Annotated in this window: 16 protein-coding genes; 12 read left to right on the top strand and 4 right to left on the bottom strand. The window is 68.8% G+C overall.

Features of this window, described 5'->3' with window-relative positions; genetic code table 11:
* Positions 1-19 precede the first annotated feature (19 nt).
* On the bottom strand, positions 20-1,483 hold the full coding sequence (cysG, locus tag AC06FE_RS07505) for a siroheme synthase CysG (protein ID WP_478072693.1): 1,464 nt from the start codon (positions 1,481-1,483) through the stop codon (positions 20-22).
* A gap of 165 nt (positions 1,484-1,648) precedes the next feature.
* Between cysG and AC06FE_RS07500 the strand changes: the two genes are divergently transcribed.
* The 6 genes from AC06FE_RS07500 to AC06FE_RS07475 all read left to right on the top strand — a co-directional run bounded on the left by AC06FE_RS07500 (position 1,649) and on the right by AC06FE_RS07475 (position 7,065).
* Positions 1,649-2,632 (top strand): LysR family transcriptional regulator, encoded by a 984-nt coding sequence (locus AC06FE_RS07500; protein WP_478072692.1) that lies wholly within the window; start codon positions 1,649-1,651, stop codon positions 2,630-2,632.
* Between the two features lie 221 nt (positions 2,633-2,853).
* Positions 2,854-3,135: a hypothetical protein gene (locus AC06FE_RS07495; protein ID WP_132865421.1), complete on the top strand. Its 282-nt coding sequence runs from the start codon at positions 2,854-2,856 to the stop codon at positions 3,133-3,135.
* Positions 3,136-3,155: 20 nt separating this feature from the next.
* Positions 3,156-3,896 (top strand): alpha/beta fold hydrolase, encoded by a 741-nt coding sequence (locus AC06FE_RS07490; RefSeq protein ID WP_478072691.1) that lies wholly within the window; start codon positions 3,156-3,158, stop codon positions 3,894-3,896.
* An 87-nt stretch (positions 3,897-3,983) separates the two neighbouring features.
* On the top strand, positions 3,984-4,409 hold the full coding sequence (locus AC06FE_RS07485; protein WP_192287484.1) for a DUF2946 family protein: 426 nt from the start codon (positions 3,984-3,986) through the stop codon (positions 4,407-4,409).
* A 72-nt stretch (positions 4,410-4,481) separates the two neighbouring features.
* Positions 4,482-6,542 carry a TonB-dependent copper receptor gene (locus tag AC06FE_RS07480; protein ID WP_478072690.1) on the top strand — a complete coding sequence of 687 codons (2,061 nt, stop codon included), beginning with the start codon at positions 4,482-4,484 and terminating at the stop codon, positions 6,540-6,542.
* Between the two features lie 82 nt (positions 6,543-6,624).
* A complete protein-coding gene (locus tag AC06FE_RS07475) occupies positions 6,625-7,065 on the top strand; it encodes a BLUF domain-containing protein (protein ID WP_165931199.1) in 441 nt (146 codons plus the stop codon).
* A gap of 144 nt (positions 7,066-7,209) precedes the next feature.
* On the opposite strand, the gene AC06FE_RS07470 is transcribed toward AC06FE_RS07475, so the two are convergent.
* From AC06FE_RS07470 to AC06FE_RS07460, 3 genes are all read right to left on the bottom strand, one after another.
* Positions 7,210-7,947 (bottom strand): phosphoadenylyl-sulfate reductase, encoded by a 738-nt coding sequence (locus tag AC06FE_RS07470; protein WP_478072689.1) that lies wholly within the window; start codon positions 7,945-7,947, stop codon positions 7,210-7,212.
* A complete protein-coding gene (gene cysI, locus AC06FE_RS07465; RefSeq protein WP_478072688.1) occupies positions 7,944-9,650 on the bottom strand; it encodes an assimilatory sulfite reductase (NADPH) hemoprotein subunit in 1,707 nt (568 codons plus the stop codon). Before cysI ends, AC06FE_RS07470 begins: the two co-directional genes overlap by 4 nt.
* 79 nt (positions 9,651-9,729) lie before the next feature.
* Entirely contained in the window at positions 9,730-11,568 is a 1,839-nt protein-coding gene (locus tag AC06FE_RS07460; RefSeq protein WP_478072687.1) for an assimilatory sulfite reductase (NADPH) flavoprotein subunit, read from the bottom strand.
* 197 nt (positions 11,569-11,765) lie between these two features.
* Between AC06FE_RS07460 and cysD the strand changes: the two genes are divergently transcribed.
* From cysD to AC06FE_RS07430, 6 genes are all read left to right on the top strand, one after another.
* Complete coding sequence (gene cysD, locus AC06FE_RS07455; RefSeq protein ID WP_478072686.1) at positions 11,766-12,677, top strand: sulfate adenylyltransferase subunit CysD; 912 nt, start codon at positions 11,766-11,768, stop codon at positions 12,675-12,677.
* A complete protein-coding gene (cysN, locus tag AC06FE_RS07450; protein WP_478072684.1) occupies positions 12,677-14,560 on the top strand; it encodes a sulfate adenylyltransferase subunit CysN in 1,884 nt (627 codons plus the stop codon). Before cysD ends, cysN begins: the two co-directional genes overlap by 1 nt.
* A gap of 322 nt (positions 14,561-14,882) precedes the next feature.
* On the top strand, positions 14,883-15,971 hold the full coding sequence (locus AC06FE_RS07445; RefSeq protein ID WP_192287478.1) for an efflux RND transporter periplasmic adaptor subunit: 1,089 nt from the start codon (positions 14,883-14,885) through the stop codon (positions 15,969-15,971).
* Complete coding sequence (locus AC06FE_RS07440) at positions 15,968-19,093, top strand: efflux RND transporter permease subunit (protein WP_132865409.1); 3,126 nt, start codon at positions 15,968-15,970, stop codon at positions 19,091-19,093. Before AC06FE_RS07445 ends, AC06FE_RS07440 begins: the two co-directional genes overlap by 4 nt.
* A gap of 354 nt (positions 19,094-19,447) precedes the next feature.
* Positions 19,448-20,893 carry an alanine/glycine:cation symporter family protein gene (locus tag AC06FE_RS07435; RefSeq protein ID WP_425603738.1) on the top strand — a complete coding sequence of 482 codons (1,446 nt, stop codon included), beginning with the start codon at positions 19,448-19,450 and terminating at the stop codon, positions 20,891-20,893.
* Between the two features lie 15 nt (positions 20,894-20,908).
* Positions 20,909-21,754 carry a TrmH family RNA methyltransferase gene (locus tag AC06FE_RS07430; protein WP_478072683.1) on the top strand — a complete coding sequence of 282 codons (846 nt, stop codon included), beginning with the start codon at positions 20,909-20,911 and terminating at the stop codon, positions 21,752-21,754.
* The last annotated feature ends 25 nt before the right edge of the window (positions 21,755-21,779 follow it).

The following is a 21,779-nucleotide window of genomic DNA, read 5'->3' as shown; positions in this document are numbered from 1 at the left end:
GTTCTCCAGGGAAGAGGGGTCAGGCGGCGTCGGCCAGTGTCGTCGGCGGCGTCTTTGTGGAAGGTGAGGGCGGGGTGGTCCTGCCGTGCAACGGCGCGGCCCCGAACCAGTGCAGCTCGTCGGCCAACGCCGCCACCTCGCCGAGCACCAGCAGTGCGGGCGATTGCACCTGGTGTTGCCGGGCGGTTTCGGGCAGGGCATGCAGCGGGCCGGTGATCACCCGCTGCTCGCGGCGCGAGCCGTTCTCGATCAGCGCGAACGGCGTGTCGGCGACCAGTCCGGCAGCGAGCAGGCGTGCCTGGATCTGTTCCAGCGCCCCGACGCCCATGTAGAACACCAGGGTCTGCCGGGCCTTGGCCAGTTCCGGCCAGTCCAGCGTGTCCATCGAGTCCTTGCAGTGCGCGGTGACCAGGCGCAGCTGCTGGGCGTGGTCGCGGTGGGTCAACGGAATGCCGGCGTACGCGGCGCAGGCCAGGGCGGCGGTGATGCCGGGCACGACCTCATAAGGCACGCCATGCGCACGCAGGAACTGCAGTTCCTCGCCGCCGCGGCCGAACACGAAGGCGTCCCCGCCCTTGAGGCGCACCACGCGGCGGCCGGCGCGGGCGTGCTCCAGCATCAGCGCATGGATGTCCTGCTGCGCGGTGCTGTGGCCCTTGGCCGACTTGCCGACCTCGATGTACTCGGCATCGCGACGTGCCAGCTGCAGTACTTCGATGCTGACCAGGCGGTCGTAGAGGATCACGTCGGCCTGGTTGAGCGCGCGCAGTGCCCCCAGCGTGAGCAGCCCGGGGTCACCCGAGCCCGCGCCGACCAGCACTACCGAGCCCTGGGCCGGAGCGACCGCGCCGGCGATGGCCTCGGACAGCAGGGCATCGGCCGCGCCGTCCTGGCGACGCCGCAGCAGGCCGAGCAGGGGGCTCTCGATCAGCCGGTCGAAGAACTGGCGGCGTGCGCCCAGCTCCGGGAAACGGCTGCGGATGCTGCGCCGGTGGCGGCCAACCAGCTCCACCAGCTGGCCCCAGGCACCGTCGAACAACTGCTCCAGCTGGCGGCGCACGTGGCGGGCCACCATCGGTGCGGCACCGCCGCTGGAAATGGCGATCTGCAGTGGCCCGCGCTCGACCACCGCCGGCACGTGGAAACTGGACAGGCGGGCATCGTCGACCACGTTCACGAACAGTCGCTGTGCCCCTGCGGCGGCGGCGACGGCGCGGTTGGTCGGGACATCGTCGGTGGCCGCCACGACCAGCCAGATGTCCTTGCCCAGCCAGGCGTCCTCGAAGCTGCCCTGCAGCCACTGCAGGCGGCCGGCATCGGCCAGCTCCCGCAGGCGCGGCGTCAGTTCCGGAGCACCCACCCGCGGGCGGGCACCGGCATGCAGCAGCGCCAACACCTTGCGTTCGGCCACCGCGCCGCCGCCCACCACCAACACGGCGCGACCGGAGAGGTCGGCAAACAGCGGGAACAGGGGGGCGTCCAAGGCAGTGGCGCGGTATCGTAGGGAGAGGCCGCTGACCGTAGCGTTGCCCTCGATGGGCCGGAAATGACTTGCGTCGCCTTGCTTATCTCTTTTGGTTATAAAGCTGTTCGTGGGATTTAACCTACAGTCGGTTGCCTCACCTTCGCCTCTCCCTGTCCTGCTGCGATGACCCTGACCCAACTGCGCTACCTCGTCGCCATTGCCGACGCCGAGCTCAACATCACGCTCGCGGCCACGCGCGTGCATGCCACGCAGCCGGGCTTGTCCAAGCAGCTCAAGCAGCTGGAGGACGAGCTGGGTTTCCTGTTGTTCGTGCGCAAGGGGCGCAGCCTGGAATCGGTGACCCCGGCCGGCGAGGAAGTGATCAGCCGTTCGCGTGCGGTGCTGGCCGAGGCCAACAACATCCGCACCTACGCGGCCAACCAGCGTCGCGAGAGCCATGGCCAGTTGATCCTGACCACCACCCACACGCAGGCGCGCTTCGTGCTGCCGCCGGCGGTGGCGCGCATCAAGCAGGCCTACCCGCAGGTCAGCGTGCACCTGCAGCAGGCGGCCGAAAGCGATGCGCTGGACCTGCTCAGCCAGGGCGATGCCGACATCGCGGTGATCAGCACCGCCGGCAGCGAGCCCACCACGGGCATCGCGGTGCCGCTGTACCGCTGGCGTCGCCTGGTGCTGGTGCCCAAGGGCCATCCGCTGGACCGGGCCGGCACGGCGCCGGACCTGGCGGCATTGGCCGACTACCCGTTGATCAGCTACGAATCCTCCAAACGGCCGAGTTCGTCGTTGCGACGCGCCTTTGCCTCGCGCGAGCTGGAGCCGGACCTGGCGCTGACCGCGCTGGACGCGGACCTGATCAAGACTTACGTACGTGCAGGCCTGGGCGTCGGCCTGCTGGCGGAAATGGCGGTCAGCGGCAACGACACCGACCTGCGCGCCTGGCCGGCACCGGCCGCGATCCCCGAGTGCATTGCCTGGGCGGTGTTGCCGCGCGACCGCGTGCTGCGCGACTACGCACTGGAACTGGTGCACGTGCTCGCCCCGCAGATCGACAAGCGCGACCTGCGTCGCGTGCTGGACGGCAACCAGGAGGCCAACTGGCCCACGCCGCCGACCTGGGAATCATTGACCCAGACGATCACCAGCTGAGCTGGCGGCAGGCGCGGCTTCCGCCGCGAAGGCGGGACGGTGCCTGTTCCGGATCTTCCCCGTTTACGCCAAAGCAAGGGGTGCTTCCGGGCTGCGGCTCGTCCACGCCGTTGGCCTACCTCCCTGAAGGGCATCCTTCCGGTCCCTGCCGTTGGCCTATCTGGAACCATTGCCGGAGAAGTGCTGCAGTGCTTCCCCTTTCAGCAAGGAGCCGAACCCACATGGACGAGAACGAACCCCTCATGGTGAACTGCGGCCCGCATGGGCAGCGGGTGTCGGCGGTGGTCTGCCAGCACATGCTGCGGGCCGAAGGGGCACCCACCGGCTTCATCGAGAACAGCAGCGACCCCAACAACCTGCAGGCCTGGTGCCATCGCTGCGAGGAAAAGTTCCAGCAGGAACGCGGCCTGACCGAGGCCTTCGCCGCATTCAACGACATGGCCATCGTCTGCGACCTCTGCTACGGCGCCCTCAAGGTGCGGCATGCGATCGCGGTGAACTGATCGGCGTTCCCGGCACCTGCATGCAGCGTATCCTCCTCGAAACTCCCGTCGAGGTGCGCGTGACCCGGCTTGTGATCCTTCCCGGCCTGGACGGTACGGGAACCCTGCACGAGGACTTCATCGCAGCGCTGGGCACCACCTTTGCCACGGTGCAGGTGATGGCCTATCCCGCCGACGCCGTGTTGGATTACCCATCACTGGAACGGCGGGTCCGTGCGGCTCTGCCCGACCAAGCACCCTTCGTGTTGCTGGGGGAATCCTTCTCCGGCCCGTTGGCGATCGCCATCGCCGCCGATCCGCCCGCCAACCTGCGCGGGCTGGTCCTGTCGACCACTTTCGCGCGTGCGCCGGTGCCGTTGTCGCGGCTGTTGGCGCCGATCACCCGTGTTGCGCCGGTGCACGGCGTGCCATTGGCGGTACTGCGCTGGTGGTTGCTGGGACGCTGGAGTTCGCCTGCGCTGGACCATGCGTTGCGGCGGGCATTGCGGCAGGTCAGCCCGCGGGTCCTGCGCCATCGTGCCGGGCTGGCGATGCGGGTGGATGTGGTCGGGCTGCTGCATCGCATCCCGGTGCCGGTGGTCTACCTGCGGGCGAGCGGTGACCGCTTGCTCGCCGCGGGCGCAGGGCGGTTGATCACACGCAACGTGGCGGATTGCATCTGCCTGGACATGCAAGGGCCGCACCTGCTGTTGCAGGCGGCGGCACCGGCCTGTGCGGCGGCGGTGAAAGCACAGGCCGTGCGGCTGGGCTGGGTGCGGTGAGGCCGGCGCAGGTGGCGCTCGTGCGGCAAACGGTCGCACCTGCGCTGAACCGGTAATCCTGGCCTGCGCCGATAGAATGCCCGGGTCATGCGCACGGCCCGTTTTCAAACCCTGCTGCTGTATCTGGCCCTGGCCGCCACGCTGTTGATGGCGTTGGCGCCGGTGGTCAGTCGCTGGGTGCAGGCCGGGCACGTCCAGCACACCCGTGCGATGGCCCTGCCGGGGGCGCACGCTGGCCATGCGGCGATGACCGATGCAGCGCATGCGCATCACCTGGCCGGGCATGCGCCGGCCGCAGCGCCGGCCAAGGCACCGCCCGATCCGCATGCCGCGCACGGCGAGGCCTGCGACTACTGCACCATGGCCTCGCGGTTGCTGCCATGGTTGGCGGTGCTGCTGGTACTGGCCCCGTTGTTGTACCGGCTTGCGCCGGCCTCACCACGCAGCATCCAACTGCCGCCCAGCCTGCGCTGGCCCGCGCACCCGGTGCGTGGCCCGCCGCTGTTCTCCTGAACGACATCCCCTCTTTCCTTCGTCGCGCGCTGCCATCGGGCAGGGCGCGGCTGTGTCGTATTGGAGAACTGCATGATTTCCCTTTCCCGTATGCCGGGTGCACCGGCGTGCCTGTCTGCCTGCATCTGCATGGCGCTGTTTTCACCGCCGGGATACGCCCAGGCGCGTGACCCGGCCAAGACCCTGGATACGCTGGTGGTCACCGCCGCCGCGCCGTCCTCGCCGCTGCAATGGGTGACCGACCCGCGCCTGCCGCGGCAACCGGTGCCGGCCAGTGACGGTGCCGACTACCTCAAGACCGTTCCGGGCTTTTCGGCGATCCGCAATGGCGGCACCAATGGCGACCCGGTGCTGCGCGGCATGGGCGGCTCGCGGCTGAACATCCTCAGCAACGACGGCAACCTGATCGGCGCGTGTCCCTCGCGCATGGACAACCCGCTGTCCTACATCGCCCCGGAAACCTACGACCGGCTGACCGTGATCAAGGGTCCGCAGAGCGTGCGCTGGGGGGCCGGGGCTTCGGCCGGCACGGTGCGCTTCGAGCGTGAAACCCCGCGCTTCGATGCGCCGGGCATGGAGTTGAAGGCCAGCGCACTGGGCGGCTCCAACAACCGCAATGACCAGATGCTCGACGCCACCTTTGGCAGCACGCCGGGCTATGTGCGCGTCAACGGCAACCGCTCCGAATCGGACGACTACCGCGACGGCAACGGCGCGGTGGTGCCGTCGCGCTGGCGCAAGTGGAATGCCGATGCCGCCATCGGCTGGACGCCCGATGCCGACACCGTGGTCGAACTCAGTGCCGGCACCGGCGATGCGGTCGCCCGCTATGCCGGCCGCGGCATGGATGGCGCCAGCTTCAAGCGCGACAGTTACGGGCTACGCTTCGAGAAGGACAACCTGCCCGGCGCCTGGGACAAGCTGCAGGCCAACTTGTACTACAACAACGCCGACCACCTGATGGACAACTACACGCTGCGCACGCCGAACCCGCACAGCAGCATGCCGATGCCGATGGCCTCCAACGTCGAACGGCGCACTACCGGTGGCCGGGTCAGCAGCGAGTGGCGTTGGCAGGACGTGGCCATCGTTGCCGGCGTGGACGCGCAGGACAGCCGCCATCGCAGCCGCAACGGCATGGGCCGCGGCACCTGGCGGCAGGCGGCGTGGACGCGCGATGCGGACTTCGGCAACCAGGGCGTGTTCACCGAGCTGACCTTTGGCGAAGGTACCGCGCAGCGCTGGGTCAGCGGGCTGCGCGTGGACACGGCGCAGGTCAAGGACCGCCGGGCCACGACCGGCATGATGAACATGCCCAACCCGACCGCCGGCCAACGCCGTGACGAAACCCTGGGCAGCGGCTTCCTGCGCTACGAGCGCGACCATGGCCAGGCCTGGACCTGGTATGCCGGCGTGGGCCGCAGCGAACGCATGCCCGACTACTGGGAGCTGTTCTCCGCCAACAGCGGGCCGACGGACAGCCCCAATGCCTTCAGCGGCGTGCGGCCGGAGAAGACCACCCAGCTGGATCTGGGCCTGCAGTTCCGCAGCGAACGCCTGGATGCCTGGGTGTCGGCCTATGCCGGGCGCCTGCAGGACTACATCCTGTTCGCCTACCGCAGCGGCGGCATGATGGGCAGCACCACGCAGGCCTCCAATGTCGAGGCGCGGATCGCCGGCGGTGAAGCGGGGTTGGCGTGGCGACTCGCGCCGGGCTGGAAACTGGGCGGCACGCTGGCCTACGCCTGGGGCGAGAACCGCAGCGAAGACCGGCCGTTGCCGCAGATCCCGCCGCTGGAGGCACGCCTGAACGCCTCCTACGAGCATGACCGCTGGTCGGTCGGTGGCCTGTTGCGGGGCGTGCACCGGCAGAACCGGGTGGCCACCGACGAAGGCAATGTGATCGCGCGCGACCTTGGGCCGACGGCCGGGTTTGCCACGCTTTCGCTCAACGCTGCGTACCGCATCAGCGACCACCTGCGCGCCAGCGTCGGCGTGGACAACGTGTTCGACCGCGCCTACGCCGAGCACCTGAACCTGGCCGGCAGTGCCGATTTCGGCTTCCCGGCCGACCCGGTGCGGATCAACGAGCCGGGCCGTACCGCGTGGCTGAAGCTGGACTACCGGTACTGAGGACGGCGCCCCCGCCACCGCTCGCGGTGGTGGGGGCGCTATGGCATGCTCGGCAGGCATTGGCTCGGAGCTTTCCACGGACATGACGTATCGCGCGGTGGCATATGCAAGTACCGCTGTTGCCGGGCTGACGCCGGCCGACATCGACCATCTGCTGGTGGATGCGCGGGCGCACAACCAACTGGCCGGTGTGACCGGCGTGCTGCTGTACGACGGGCAGCAGTTCTTCCAGTACTTCGAAGGCAGCCAGGAGGGCGTGGCCCGGGTCTACGAGCGCATCATGGCCTCGACCATGCACGTGAACGTGCGCGTGCTGCACGATGGGCACGTCGACCAGCTGTACTTCAGCCAGTGGCACATGGGCAGCAGCCATGCCGAGGGCAGCGTGCTGCAGAAATTGAGCAACCAGCAGTGGCTGCGTGAAGCGGAGCTGCTGCAGGAGGACGTCGCCGAAGCCGGGCAGGGCACTCCCGCGTTGCGTGAGCTGCTCTCGTTCTGGGAGCAGGTGCAGGCCGAGGGCTGAAGCCCCCGCCCTGGCCTTTCCCTCTGCCGCGCGGAAGGAAGGGGGGCAACGCAGGCAGCAGCGGCCTCGGCCGCCAAGCCCGTGCCGCGTTGACCACCCCGCCTTGACGGGTGCCACGCCACGCAGGGCGCATCGCGACGCGGATCAGATTTCCTCGTGCAATCCGCACTCACGCTTCAAGCCGAAGAAGCGGGTGTCCTCCTCGCGCATGCCCGGCTCCCAGCGGCGGGTGGTGTGGAAGTCGCCGATCGACACGTACCCCTGTTCCCACAGCGGGTGGTAGGGCAGGTCGTGCTGCTTGAGGTACTTCCACACGTCGCGGTCGCTCCAGTCGGCGATCGGGTTGACCTTGTAGCGCTCGCCCCGCCGCTGCAGCACCGGGGTGCCGGCGCGGCTGGCCGACTGGCTGCGGCGCAGGCCGGTGAACCAGGTGCCGACCTGCAGGTCGTCGAGCGCGCGCTTCATCGGCTCGACCTTGCGCAGGTTGTTGTACTGCTCGATGCCGACCACGCCCTGTTCCCACAGGCGGCCATGGCGGGCTTCCATCCAGGCGCGGCTGACCAGCGGGCGGTAGACCTTGAGGTTGAGCTTGAGCCGGTCGGTCAGCTCGTCGGCAAAGCGGTAGGTTTCCGGGAACAGGTAGCCGGTGTCGATCAGGATCACCGGCACGTCCGGTTGCTGGCTGCTGAGCAGGTGCAGCGTCACCGCCGACTGCGCGCCGAAGCTGGACGACAGCACGTGCGTGCCAGGGGCATGCAGCAGCGCCCAGCGCACGCGCGAGACGGCGTCCAGGGCCTCCAGTTCGGCGTTGAGCGGGCCCAGGTCATCCGGCAACGGCGGGGTGACGATGGCATCGTTCGAGGATCGGGGCAGGGCGCTCATGCGTGCAGTTCCACGGGAATCTGGCGGTGGGTGGGGTAGGTCGGCAGGTCGACGATGCCGGCGCGGTGCAGGAAGTCGCCGAAGCCCTCGTCCGCCGTGCGCTCGCCGGCGTAGCGGGCGAACAACGGCTCCAGCGCGGACAGGATGTCCGGCTCGGTGATGTTCTCGCGGTACAGGGTGTTCAGCCGTTGGCCGCGATGGTCGGCGCCGAGCATCAGGTTGTAGCGGCCCGGTGCCTTGCCGACCAGGGCGATCTCGCCCAGGTACGGGCGCGAGCAGCCATTCGGGCAGCCGGAGATGCGCAGCAGGATCGGCGCTTCGGCCAGGCCGTGCTGTTCCAGCAGCGGCTGCAGCTTGGCGCTGAAGTCGGGCAGGTAGCGCTCGGCCTCGGCCATGGCCAGCCCGCAGGTGGGCAGGGCGACGCAGGCCATGGCGGCGCGTGCCAGCGCGGTGGGGGCCTGGTTGCCGGCATCCAGCCCGGCGCTGCGCACCAGCGCATCGATCTGCGCGCGCTGTGCGGCGGGGACGCCGGCGATGACCAGGTTCTGGTTGCCGGTCATGCGGAACTCGCCGGCGTGGAGGCGCGCGATCTCACGCAGCGCGGTCAGGTGCGGCGCGCCGGGCAGGTCGGCGATGCGGCCGGCCGGCAGCGACAGGGTCAGGTGCCAGCGGCCATCCTCGCCCTCGTTCCAGCCATAGCGGTCGCCGTTGTGCGCGAACGGCAGCGAGCGGCGCGGCTGGAAGGTGATGCCGGCGCGGCGCTGGATCTCGGCGATCACGGTGTCCAGGCCGTGGTCGTCGATGGTGTACTTGAAGCGGGCGCGCTTGCGCAGGTCGCGGTTGCCGAGGTCGCGCTGGGTGGTGACCACCGCAGTGGCGACATCGAGCAGGGCGTCGCGCGGGATGAAGCCTGCGATGTTGGCCAGGCGCGGGTAGGTCTCGGCATCGCCGTGGGTCGCCCCCATGCCGCCGCCGATGCTGACGTCGTAGCCGAGCAGCGTGCCGGCATCGTCGAGCACGCCGATGAACCCCAAGTCGTTGGCGAACACGTCCACGTCGTTGACTGGTGGCAGGGCGAAGCCGATCTTGAACTTGCGCGGCAGGTACCGCTCGCCGTAGATCGGCTCCTCCTCGCTGCCGCTGCCCGCCACGCGTTCCTCGTCCAGCCAGATCTCGTAGTACGCGCGGGTGTTGGGCAGCAGGTGTTCGGAGGTGCGCGCGGCGTCGGCGTACAGGGTGGCGTGCGCGCTGGACAGCAGCGGGTTGGCGGCGACCAGCACGTTGCGGTTGACGTCACCGCAGGCGGCCAGGGTGTCGATCAACGCCGCGTTGATGGCCTGCATGGTGGCCTTGAGCTCGCGCTTGATCACGCCATGGAACTGGAACGCCTGGCGGGTGGTGATGCGCAGCGAGTGATTGCCGAAGCGGGTGGCGATGGCGTCGAGCTTGAGCCATTGCGCCGGGGTGATCACCCCGCCCGGGGTGCGGGTGCGGATCATGAACTGGTAGGCCGGCTCCAGCTTCTGCCGGCGGCGCTCGTCGCGCACGTCACGGTCGTCCTGCTGGTAGCTGCCGTGGTACTTGATCAGGGTCTGGTCGTCCTCGCGCAAGGCGCCGGTGACCGGGTCGGCCAGGCTTTCCAGCAGGGAGCCGCGCAGGCGGTTGCTTTCGGCCTTGATCGATTCGACGGAATGGGTGCTCATCTTCTTTCGCTATGCCAGAACAGGGGGTGGGGCGCCTTCCGGCGCGAAGTCCGCATCGCCGCGCATCGCGGCTCAACCGTCAGTACACATCCCGGCCATAGCGTCCTTCCGTGTGCAGTTGCGTGAGGTACTCGCGCGCGCCGTCCTCATCCAGCCCGCCGTGTTCGCGGACCACGTCCAGCAGCGCGGCGTGCACGTCCTTGCCCATGCCGATCGCACCGCACACGTACAGGTGCGCGCCGTTCTGCAGCCAGTCGTACAGGTCGCGGCCGCGGGTGCGCAGGCGCTGCTGCACGTAGACCTTGTCGGCCTGGTCGCGCGAGAAGGCCAAGTCCAGGCGATGCAGTTCCTTGCGGCGCAGCGCGTCCTGCCACTCGGCCTGGTAGAGGAAGTCGGTGTTGAAGTGGCGGGCGCCGAAGAACAGCCAGTTGCGGCCGCCGGCGCCGACCTCGGCGCGCTCCTGCACGAAGGCACGGAATGGCGCCACGCCGGTACCCGGGCCGATCATGATGATGTCGCGGCTGCCGTCGGCCGGCACGCGGAAGCGTTCATTGGCCTCGACGAAGACCGGTACCTGCGCGCCTTCCTCCAGGGCGGCCAGGAAGCTGCTGGCCGCGCCCACGTGCGCCGCGCCATGGGCGTCGTAGCGCAGTTCGTCGACGGTGAGATGCACTTCCTCGCCCACCCGCTTGCGGCTGGAGGCGATCGAGTACAGGCGATGCGCGGCCGGGCGCAGGGTGCCGACCAACGCCTCGGCGCTCCAGTCCGCCGGCCAGCGACGCAGCACGTCGACCAGTTGGTGGTCGTCGAACACGCGTGCCAGTTCGGCCTTGTGCTCGGGTTCGAGCAGCCGCCCCAGCTCCGGGTGTGCATTGCGCTCGGCCACGGCGGCCAGCAGCGGACGCGAGATGCGGGTCAGCTCACGGTGTTCGGCCAGCCACTGCGACAGCGGACGGGCCTGGCCGTCAAGGGCCACGGCCGTGTCGCCGTCCAGGCCGGTGGCGGCCAGCACGTCCTGGACCAGCGCCTGTGGATTGCGGTGGACGATGCCCAGCGCGTCGCCGGGCTCGTAGTGCAGGCCGCTGCCTTCCAGCGACAGTTCGACGTGATGCACGCGCTTGTCGGCGCTGCCGTAGCGGGCATAGGCCGGCCCCTTGAAATCACGACCGCTGATGACCTGGCGCGCCAGCAGCTCGGCGCTGAACGGGTGTTGTGCGTTGTAGGTGCTGGCATGGCGCAGCGGGGTAACGTTGCTCGGTGCCGGGCTGGCGGCTTCACCGAGGGTGGTGCGGGCATCGGCCAGGGCCTGGACACGCCAGGGCGTGGCCACCGCGTCGATGTCCAGGTCGGCTTCACCGGCCGGCTGCAGGCGTTGGGCGCCGAGTTCGGCCAGGCGGTTGTCCAGCTTGCGGGCGATGCCGCAGAACTCGGCGTAGCTGGAGTCGCCCAGGCCCAGGACCGCGTACTTGAGTTCGGGTAGCCTGGGTGCGCGCTTGCCGGCGATGAATTCGACCAGGCCGATCGCATCGTCCGGCGGGTCGCCTTCGCCCTGCGTGCTGATGACGATGTAGAGCAGGCGCTCGTTGGCCAGTTCGCGGGTGGGGTAGGCGTCGGCGCGCAGCAGGCGCACCGGCAGGCCGGCGGCCTCGACCTCGGCCGCCAGTTGCTCGGCGGCGCGGCGCGCATTGCCGGTCTGGCTGCCATAGACCACCGTCAGGCGTGCTGCTGCCGGTTGAGCGGCGGGTTGTCCGCCGGGGATCACCGCCAGCGACGGCGGCGGGTGGCCCTGGGCCAGCCCGGCGGCGAAGCCGGACAGCCACCACAGGCTGTTGCCATCCAGCCCCTCCACCAGTCGCGTCAGCAGGACCCTGCGGTCTTCGGGCAAGGGGCTGGGAGGCACGATGGCGGCGGCGGTCATGTCCAGTCCGGTCTGATATGGGATGACCGATGCTAGGTAAATGTTTCGTTCGCCAGAAAGGATGAGCGGTTATCGCTTCATGCCCTGCGTTTATTTCAGTCGTATGTGAGTCGGGCCCCACACTCGCCATCCAGCCCGGGCCCTGTACGGGTACTGTGTAGCCCAGACCGGGCGTTGCCTCTGCCGACCACCTCGTGATGACCGCCAACAGATCCCTGTCCCACCTCGATCGGCTGGAAGCCGAGAGCATCCACATCCTGCGGGAAGTCGCCGCGGCCTTCGACAACCCGGTGCTGCTGTATTCGGTGGGCAAGGACAGCTCGGTGCTGCTGCACCTGCTGATGAAGGCGTTCGCGCCCGGCGTGCCGCCGATCCCGCTGCTGCACGTGGACACCCGCTGGAAGTTCCGCGAGATGATCGCCTTCCGCGACCGGCGCGTGGCCGAGACCGGCACCGAGCTGCGGGTGCATATCAACCCCGACGGCATCGCCCAGGACATCGGACCGGTGACGCACGGGCCCGGTGTGCATACCGATGTGATGAAGACCCAGGGCCTGAAGCAAGCGCTGGACAAGTGGAGGTTCGACGCGGCCATCGGCGGCGCCCGCCGCGACGAGGAGAAGTCGCGTGCCAAGGAGCGCGTGTTCTCCTTCCGCAACGACCGCCACCGCTGGGACCCGAAGAACCAGCGCCCGGAGCTGTGGAACCTGTACAACGCCCGCATCCACCCGGGCGAGAGCGTGCGCGTGTTCCCGCTGTCGAACTGGACCGAGCTGGACATCTGGCTCTACATCTACCGCGAGAACATCCCGGTGGTGCCGTTGTACTTCGCCGCCGAACGACCGGTGGTCGAGCGCGACGGCAGCCTGATCATGGTCGACGACGACCGCCTGCCATTGCAGCCGGGTGAAGTGCCGCAGCTGCGCAAGGTGCGTTTCCGCACGCTGGGCTGCTATCCGCTGACCGGTGCGATCGAGTCGGAAGCGGACACGCTGGAAAAGATCATCGCCGAGATGCTGGTGTCCACCAGTTCCGAACGACAGGGGCGCCTGATCGACCACGACCAGTCTGCCTCGATGGAGAAGAAGAAGCTGGAGGGCTATTTCTGATGAGCGCGGTCACCACTTCTTCCGATATCTCCACGTACCTGCAACAGCACGAATCCAAGCCGCTGCTGCGCTTCATCACCTGCGGCAGCGTCGACGACGGCAAGAGCACGCTGATCGGTCGCCTGCTGTACGAAAGCAAGCGCCTGTTCGATGACCAGCTGGCCGCGCTGGAAGCCGACAGCCGGCGCCATGGCACGCAGGGCGAGCGCATCGACTACGCGCTGCTGCTCGATGGTCTGGCTGCCGAGCGCGAGCAGGGCATCACCATCGACGTGGCCTACCGCTACTTCGATACCGACGCCCGGAAGTACATCGTCGCCGACTGCCCGGGGCATGAGCAGTACACCCGCAACATGGCCACCGGTGCGTCCACCGCCGACGTGGCGGTGGTGCTGGTGGATGCGCGCAAGGGCCTGTTGGCGCAGACCCGCCGGCACAGCTACATCATCTCGCTGCTCGGCATCGCCCATGTGGTGCTGGCGGTCAACAAGATGGACCTGGTGGACTACGACGCGGACGTGTTCGCGCGCATCGTCCAGGACTACCAGGCACTGGCCGCGCAGCTGGGCATTGCCCACGTGCAGGCCATCCCGCTGTCGGCGTTGGAAGGGCAGAACCTGTCCGTGCGTTCGGCGCTGACGCCGTGGTACGACGGCCCGAGCCTGCTGGAGCACCTGGACACGCTCGTGCTGGAAGACCGTGATGCCGCCAGTGGGCTGCGCCTGCCGGTGCAGTGGGTCAACCGGCCCAACCAGGATTTCCGCGGCTTTGCCGGCACCGTGGCCGCCGGGCAGGTACGTGTGGGCGACGCGGTGGTGGTGTTGCCGTCGGCACGCCGCTCCACGGTCCGGCAGGTGCTTGGCCCGGACGGTCCGCTCGACGTCGCCACGGCCGGGCAGGCGGTGACGCTGACGTTGACCGATGAGGTGGATGTCAGCCGTGGCGACGTGATCGCCGCCGCCGACGATCCGCCGGAGGTGGCCGACCAGTTCGCCGCCCACGTGCTGTGGATGGATGATGCCGCGTTGCTGCCGGGGCGCCCGTACTGGCTGCAGATCGGCAGCCGCACCGTGGCCGCCAGTATCAGCGAGATCAAGCACCGCGTGGACGTGAACACGCAGGAGCACCTGGCTGCCAAGCGGCTGGAGCTCAACGAGGTGGGCTTCTGCAACCTGTCGCTGGATGAGCCGGTGGCTTTCGCGGCCTATGCGCAGAACCGCGCGCTGGGCGGCTTCATCCTGATCGACCGGCAGAGCAATGCGACCGTTGCCGCCGGTACGCTGGACTTCGCGCTGCGCCGCGCCGGTAACGTGCACTGGCAGCACCTGGACGTGGACAAGGCCGCGCGGGCCCGCATCAAGGGCCAGCAGCCCAGGGTGCTGTGGTTCACCGGCCTGTCCGGGGCCGGCAAGTCCACCGTCGCCAACCAGGTGGAGAAGCGCCTGCACGCGCAGGGCCGGCACACCTTCCTGCTCGATGGCGACAACGTCCGCCACGGGCTCAACCGCGACCTGGGCTTCACCGATGAGGATCGCGTGGAGAACATCCGCCGGGTGGCCGAGGTGGCGCGGCTGATGGCCGATGCCGGGCTGGTGGTGCTGGTCAGCTTCATCTCCCCGTTCCGGGCCGAGCGGCAGATGGCGCGCGAGCGTTTCGAGCCGGGCGAGTTCATCGAGGTGTTCGTCGACGTACCGCTGGAAGTGGCCGAAGCACGTGACGTGAAGGGCCTGTACCGCAAGGCGCGTGCCGGGCAGATCCCCAACTTCACCGGCATCGATTCGCCCTATGAAGCGCCGGTGGCGCCGGAGCTGCATCTGCGGGCGGACCGTGAGAGAGTGCCGGCCATGGTCGAACAGGTGTTGAAGGCGCTGGAGCAGGGATGAGGCGGCGGCTCAACAGGGCGCGGGCAGGCAGGTAGGGCTGCCTGCCGTGCCTTCTCCCATTCATGGGGGAAACCGGCCGAAGGGCGGAGGAGGGCGGGTGCCCGTTGGCCTTTCGGGGGAAGGTGAAAGGCAGCCCTCATCCGGTACTGCGCACCACCTTCTCCCGTGGACGGGAGAAGGGAACAGCAACAGCAACAGCAACAGCAACAGCCAAAGCCAAAGCCAAAGCCAAAGCCAAAGCCCCCGTTCCCCCCCTAACGGCACATATCACCGTAACCGGCGGCCGCTAGACTGCTGGATCGTGTAAATGACGGGATTGTGTATGTTGCGGCGTTCTGCCTTCACCGTGGCTGGGGCCACTGTCCTGGCACTGGCCCTGGCCGGTTGTAACCGCAAGGGCGCTGAAACGCCACGCCAGGCCGGCGACGCCGTGCCGGTCACCCTCCAGGTGGTGCAGCCTTCGGCCTGGAATGACACGCTGCAGGCCATCGGCACCGCCAAGGCGCGCGAGTCGATCATCGTCACCGCCAAGGTCAGCGAGATCATCGACAAGGTGCATTTCGAAAGCGGCCAGCAGGTGACGACCGGTACCCCGCTGGTCACCCTGCGCGGCGATGCCCAGCAGGCAGCGCTGGCCCAGGCCCAGGCGACCTTCGCCGAAGCCGACCGGCTGTACCTGCGCCAGCGTGAGCTGGCCGCCCAGCAGCTGGTCGCGCATTCCACCCTGGACACCCAGAAGTCCATCCGTGACGCTGCCGAGGCGCGCGTGCGGCAGATGCGCGCGGACATCACCGACCGCCAGGTACGGGCGCCATTCGCCGGGGTACTGGGCATCCGCCAGGTCAGCCCGGGCTCGCTGGTCACCCCGACCACCGCCATCGCCACGCTGGATGACATCTCGCGCGTGCACGTCGATTTCCAGGTCCCGGAGGCCGAACTGGCGTCGCTCCAGCCGGGCGACAAGGTCACCGGCAGCAGCGTCGCCTACCCGGGGCGCAGCTTCGATGGCGAGGTGAGTACCGTCGATGCGCGCGTGGATCCGGGCAGCCGCGCGGTCACCGTGCGTGCCGATTTCGTCAACGCCGACCACGCGCTGCGGCCGGGCATGCTGCTGGACGTGCGGGTGTTCCGCCCCGAGCGGCAGGCGCTGGTCATTCCCGAGATCGCGGTGGTGCAGGTCGGGCGGGATTCGTTCGTGTACCGGGTCAAGGACGATGCCAGCGTCGAGCGGGTTGACGTGCGGACCGGCACCCGCCGCGCCGGCGTGGTCGAGATCACCGAGGGCCTGAAGGCCGGCGAGCGCATCGTCGTCGATGGCACCGGCAAGCTGCGCCCCGGCATCCGGGTGGAGGATGCCCGGAGGCCGGCCAAAGCGGCGCCGGCCGCGGCCACCGGGGCGAAGGCCGGATGAAGCTTTCCGATCTTTCGATCAAGCGGCCGGTGCTGGCCGTGGTGATGAGCCTGCTGCTGGTGGTGCTGGGCGTGATGTCGTTCAACCGCCTGACCCTGCGCGAGCTGCCGGCCATCGACCCGCCCATCGTGTCGGTGTCGGTGGACTACACCGGCGCCTCGGCGGCGGTGATCGAAAGCCGTGTCACCCAGGTGCTGGAAGACGCGCTGGCCGGCATCGAAGGCATCGATACGATCAATGCACGCAGCACCAACGGGCGTGCCTCGGTCAGTATCGAGTTCACCGCCAACCGCGACATCGAGGCCGCCGCCAACGACGTGCGCGACGCGGTCAGCCGGGTCGCCGACCGCATGCCGGAGGAAGCGCGACCGCCGGAGATCGCCAAGGTCGAGAGCGATGCCGACCCCATCATCTGGTTCAACATGGCCTCCTCGGCGATGGATACGCTGGAGCTCAGCGACTACGCCGAGCGCTACGTGGTGGACCGCTTCTCCAGCATCGACGGCGTGGCGCAGGTGCGCATCGGTGGCCGCCAGCGCTATGCGATGCGGATCTGGCTGGACCGCGACCAGTTGGCCGCGCGCGGGCTGACCGTCAACGAGGTGGAAACCGCGCTGCGCAACGAGAACGTCGAGCTGCCGGCCGGCCGCATCGAGTCGGCCGACCGCGACTTCACCCTGCGCGTGGAGCGCAGCTATGTCGCGCCGGCCGATTTCGCCAGCATCCCGCTGGGCAAGGGCAACGATGGCTACGTGGTGCGCCTGGGCGACGTGGCCAAGGTCGAGCTGGCCTCGTCCGAGCGCCGCGCGTACTACCGCAGCAATGGCGAGCCGGGCATCGGCCTGGGCATCGTCAAGACCTCCACCGCCAACGCGCTGGACGTGGCCCGCGCCACCCGCGCCGAGGCCGAGCGCATCGCCCAGACCCTGCCCAAGGGCACCCAGATCTTCGTCGCCTTCGACAACACCACCTTTATCGAGGCGGCGGTCGAGCGCGTGTACTGGACGCTGGTCGAGGCGATGCTGCTGGTGCTGGCGGTGATCTGGCTGTTCCTGGGCAGTTTGCGCGCGGCGCTGATTCCCGCGGTGACCGTGCCGGTCTGCCTGGTGGCGGCGTTCATCGCGTTGTTCGCGTTCGGCTTCTCGATCAACCTGTTCACCCTGCTGGCGCTGGTGCTGTGCATCGGCCTGGTGGTCGATGACGCCATCGTCGTGGTGGAGAACGTGCAGCGCCGCATCGACCTGGGCGAACCGCCGCTGGTGGCCGCACGGCGTGGCACCGCGCAGGTGGCGTTCGCGGTGATCGCCACCACCGCGGTGCTGGTGGCGGTGTTCCTGCCGGTGGGCTTCCTGGAAGGCAACACCGGCCGCCTGTTCCGCGAACTGGCGGTGGCGCTGGCCGCGGCGGTGGCGTTGTCGGCCTTCGTCGCGCTGACGCTGACGCCGATGATGGCCTCCAAACTGCTCAAGCCGCACAGCGAACAGAAGCCCGGCCGCATCAACCGCTTCGTCAACCGCGAGCTGGAGCGCGTCTCGGCCGCGTATGGCCGGGTGCTGGATCGCCACGTGCAGCGCACCTGGATCTTCGGCGTGGTGATGCTGGCCGCGCTGGGTGCCAGCTGGGGCCTGTTCAAGCTGTTGCCCTCGGAGCTGGCGCCGGCCGAGGACCGCGGCTCGTTCCAGATCATGATCGACGGCCCGGAAGGCGCCGGCTACGACTACACCGTCGGCCAGGTGCAGCAGGTGGAGCAGATCGTCTCGCGCTTTGTCGGCCCGGAAGAGCCCATCGTGCGCGCCAACCCGCGCGTGCCTGGCGGCTGGGGCAACAGCGAGGAAATGCACACCGGCCGCATCAGCGTGTTCCTGCAGCCGTGGCGCGACCGCCACGAGGCCACCAGCGACGTGGCCAATGACCTGCAGAAGGAACTCAACGGCCTGAGCGGCGTGCGCGTTCGCACGATGGTCGGCGGCGGCCTGGTGCGCAGCATGGGCCAGCCGTTCCAGATCGTGCTTGGCGGCCCGGAGTACGCGGAGATCGCGCAGTGGCGTGACCGCCTGCTGGCGCGCATGGCCGATTACCCCGGGCTGGTCGGTGCCGACTCCGACTACAAGGAAACCCGCCCGCAGATGCGCGTGAACATCGACCGCCAGCGCGCGGCCGACCTGGGCATCTCGGTCACCGCCATCGGCCGCGCGCTGGAAACCATGATGGGCTCGCGCCGCGTCACCACGTTCGTGGACAACGGTGAGGAGTACGACGTGCTGGTGCAGGCCGGCCGCGAGGGACGTACCTCGCCGGCGGACCTGTCGGCCATCCAGGTGCGGGCACGCTCCGGCGAACTGGTGCCGCTGTCCAACCTGGTCACGCTCAGCGAAGTGGCCGAGGCCGGCAGCCTCAACCGCTTCAACCGCCTGCGCGCGATCACCATCAGCGCCAACGTCGCCCCGGGCCACACGCTGGGCGAGACCATCGCCTGGGTACAGGACGTGGCGCGCGAGGAACTGCCGGAGTACGCGCAGATCGACTGGAAGGGCGAGTCGCGTGAGTACCAGAGCACCGGCAGTGCGGTGCTGCTGACCTTCGGCATGGCCTTGCTGGTGGTGTACCTGGTGCTGGCCGCGCAGTTCGAGAGCTTCATCCACCCGCTGGTGATCATGCTGACCGTGCCGCTGGGCGTGCTCGGCGCGTTCCTGGGCCTGTACATCAGCGGCGGCACGCTCAACCTGTTCAGCCAGATCGGCATCGTGATGCTGGTGGGACTGGCGGCCAAGAACGGCATCCTGATCGTGGAGTTCGCCAACCAGCTGCGCGACGAGGGACGCAACGTGCACCAGGCCATTGTCGAATCGTCGGTGGTGCGCCTGCGCCCGATCCTGATGACCTCCATCGCCACCGTGGTCGGTGCCATCCCGCTGGTGCTCGCCGGCGGGCCGGGCTCGGCCAGCCGCGCCACCATCGGCATCGTGGTCATCTTCGGTGTCACCGTGTCCACGTTCCTGTCGCTGTTCGTGGTGCCGGCGTTCTACGCGCTGCTGGCCCCGTACACGCAGTCGCCGGAGACCGTGGCCAACGAGCTGGAACGGCAGGAGCGCCAGACCCCGCCGGTGGGCGGGCATGCCTGAGCCGAGCGGCGTCAGGCATGAATGGGGCGGTGTCCGCACCGCCCGATGATGATCCGGGCCGCGGCGGCAAGGGGGCTGCCGCAGCCTGGGGGATGTTCAAGCAGGGATGCGCCGAGTACGGCACCGACTGTCGATCGGTGTCCAGGGATGGCCAGCGGTATGACATGCGTTGCGGCTCCCGGCTTGGGAGTTTGCCGCAATTGGCCCGATAGGCGTGCACAGCACGGCTCAATCGTGGAAGAATCGGTCGGTCCCGGGGCCCGGGGCGTGATCACTTTCAGCTTTCCGGGGAAATACGTGGAATCCATCGTCGAATACATCAACGGCATCATCTGGAGCAACGCCCTGATCTTCATGTGTCTGGGCGCAGGTCTGTGGTTCACCCTCCGTACCCGTTTCATGCAGATCCGTGGCTTCGCGGAAATGTGCCGGCTGACCGTACGCGGCCAGAAGTCCGAAGCCGGCGTGTCCTCCTTCCAGGCGCTGGCCATGTCGATGGCCGGGCGCATGGGCATCGGCAACATCGCCGGCGTGGCCACCGCCATCGCCTACGGCGGTCCCGGCGCGATCTTCTGGATGTGGGTGATGGGCTTCCTGGGCGCCTCCACTTCCTACGTCGAGTCGACGCTGGCCCAGATCTACAAAGTCAAGGACGGCGAAGGCCGCTACCGTGGCGGCCCGGCGTACTACATCGAGAAGGCCATGGGCCTGAAGTGGTATGCGGCCGCCTTCGCGCTGGCCACGGTCGTCGCCGCGGGCTTCCTGCTGCCGGGCGTGCAGGCCAATGCCATCGCCGACAGCGCGGTGGCGGTGATGTGCTCCGGGGCCGATGCCTGTGCCTCGATGGGCGGCGCCAGCAGCATGAAGCTGTGGATCGGCATCGCCGTGGCGGTGCTGCTGGGCGTGATCATCTTCGGTGGCGTCAAGCGCATCGCCAGCTTCGCCGAGGTGGTGGTGCCGTTCATGGCGCTGGGCTTCATCCTGATGGCCATCGTGGTGATGATGCTCAACGCCAGCAAGGTGCCGACGATGTTCGCCGACATCTTCTCCAGCGCCTTCGGTGCGCACGCGGCGTTCGGCGGCATCATCGGCCAGGCCATCGCCTGGGGCGTCAAGCGCGGCATCTACGCCAATGAGGCCGGCCAGGGCACCGGCCCGCACGCCGCCGCCGCCGCCGAGGTCTCGCACCCGGCCAAGCAGGGTTACGTGCAGGCCTTCGCCATCTATTTCGACACCATGCTGGTGTGCACCTCGACCGCGTTCCTGGTGCTGTCCACCGGCATGTACAACGTGTTCCGCGAAGTCACCGTCGACGGGGTGCAGAAGCTGGAGGCCATCGTCACCGGCGTGCCCGGCGTGGCCCCGTCCGAAGGTGCCTTGTTCACCCAGGCTGCGGTGGAGTCGGTGATGCCGGGCTGGGGCGCGGGTTTCGTGGCGCTGGCGCTGTTCTTCTTCGCCTTCACCACCATCATGGCCTACTACTACATGGCCGAAACCAACCTGACCTACCTGGCCGGCAGCAACCGCACCCATCCGGCGGCCACGCTGGTGCTGCGCCTGGGCATCATGGGCATGGTGGTGTTCGGCGCCTTCCACAACGCCAAGATGGCCTGGGCGCTGGGCGACATCGGCGTCGGCCTGATGGCTTGGTTGAACGTGATCGCGATCCTGATCCTGCAGAAGCCGGCGATGCTGGCGCTGACCGACTACGAGCGGCAGAAGAAGCAGGGCCTGGACCCGGTCTTCAACCCGGATGCACTGGGCATCAAGAACGCCGACTTCTGGCGCACCAACAAGTAAGCGAGTACTCAAGCAGTGAGCAACCCCTGGAACAACCGACGCCCGTCCTCCCGCCCGCCGCGCGCGACCCCGTTGCCGGCCAGCCCGCGCGATGGCGCAGGGGCCGGTGGCCCGCCGGTGCGTGGCAGCGACGAGCTGCGCCTGTATGGCTTCAACGCCGTGCAGGCCATGTTCGCCCGCCGTCCGCAGGCGTTGCGCAAGCTGTACCTGGCCGAGGACATGATCCAGCGGCTGCAGCCGGTGCTGAAATGGTGTGTGGCCAACCGCGTCGGCTACCGCGTGGTGGGCGATGGTGACCTGAACAAGCTCGCCGCCACCACCCACCACGAAGGCGTCGTCGCCGACGTGGTGCGGCAGGAGCCGCTTGCGCTGGCGGCGTGGCTGGGCACGTTGGCCGACGGCCCGGCGCTGGCCCTGTGGCTGGATGGCGTGGGCAACCCGCACAACTTTGGCGCGATCCTGCGTTCGGCGGCGCACTTCGGTGTGTCGGCGATCCTGCTGCCGGCCGAATCCACGCTGGCGTTGTCCGGTGCGGCGGCACGCGTTGCCGAAGGCGGCGCCGAGGCGGTGCAGCTGGTCCGCCTGCCGGCCCTGCCGCAGGCGCTGGCGCAACTGCGTGGCGCCGGTTTCGGGTTGGCTGCCACGCTGGTCGAGGGGGGCGAGAACCTGTTCACCACGGCGCTGCCGGCGCGCATGGTCTACGTGATGGGCGCCGAAGGCGAAGGCATGGACCGCGATTTCGCGCAGGGCTGTGACCTGCGCCTGTCCATCCCCGGCACCGGCGCGGTGGAAAGCCTCAACGTGGCCTCGGCTACCGCAGTGTTCCTGTCCAGCTGGTGCAGCCGTCACGCCAAGGCGTGATCGGTGCGATCCGTGTTGAACGACA

The sequence above is a fragment of the Stenotrophomonas sp. Steno-C18 genome, from assembly GCF_056393195.1.
The sequence above is the reverse complement of the archived record's forward strand: the minus strand, read 5'-3'. Positions and strand labels throughout refer to the sequence as shown.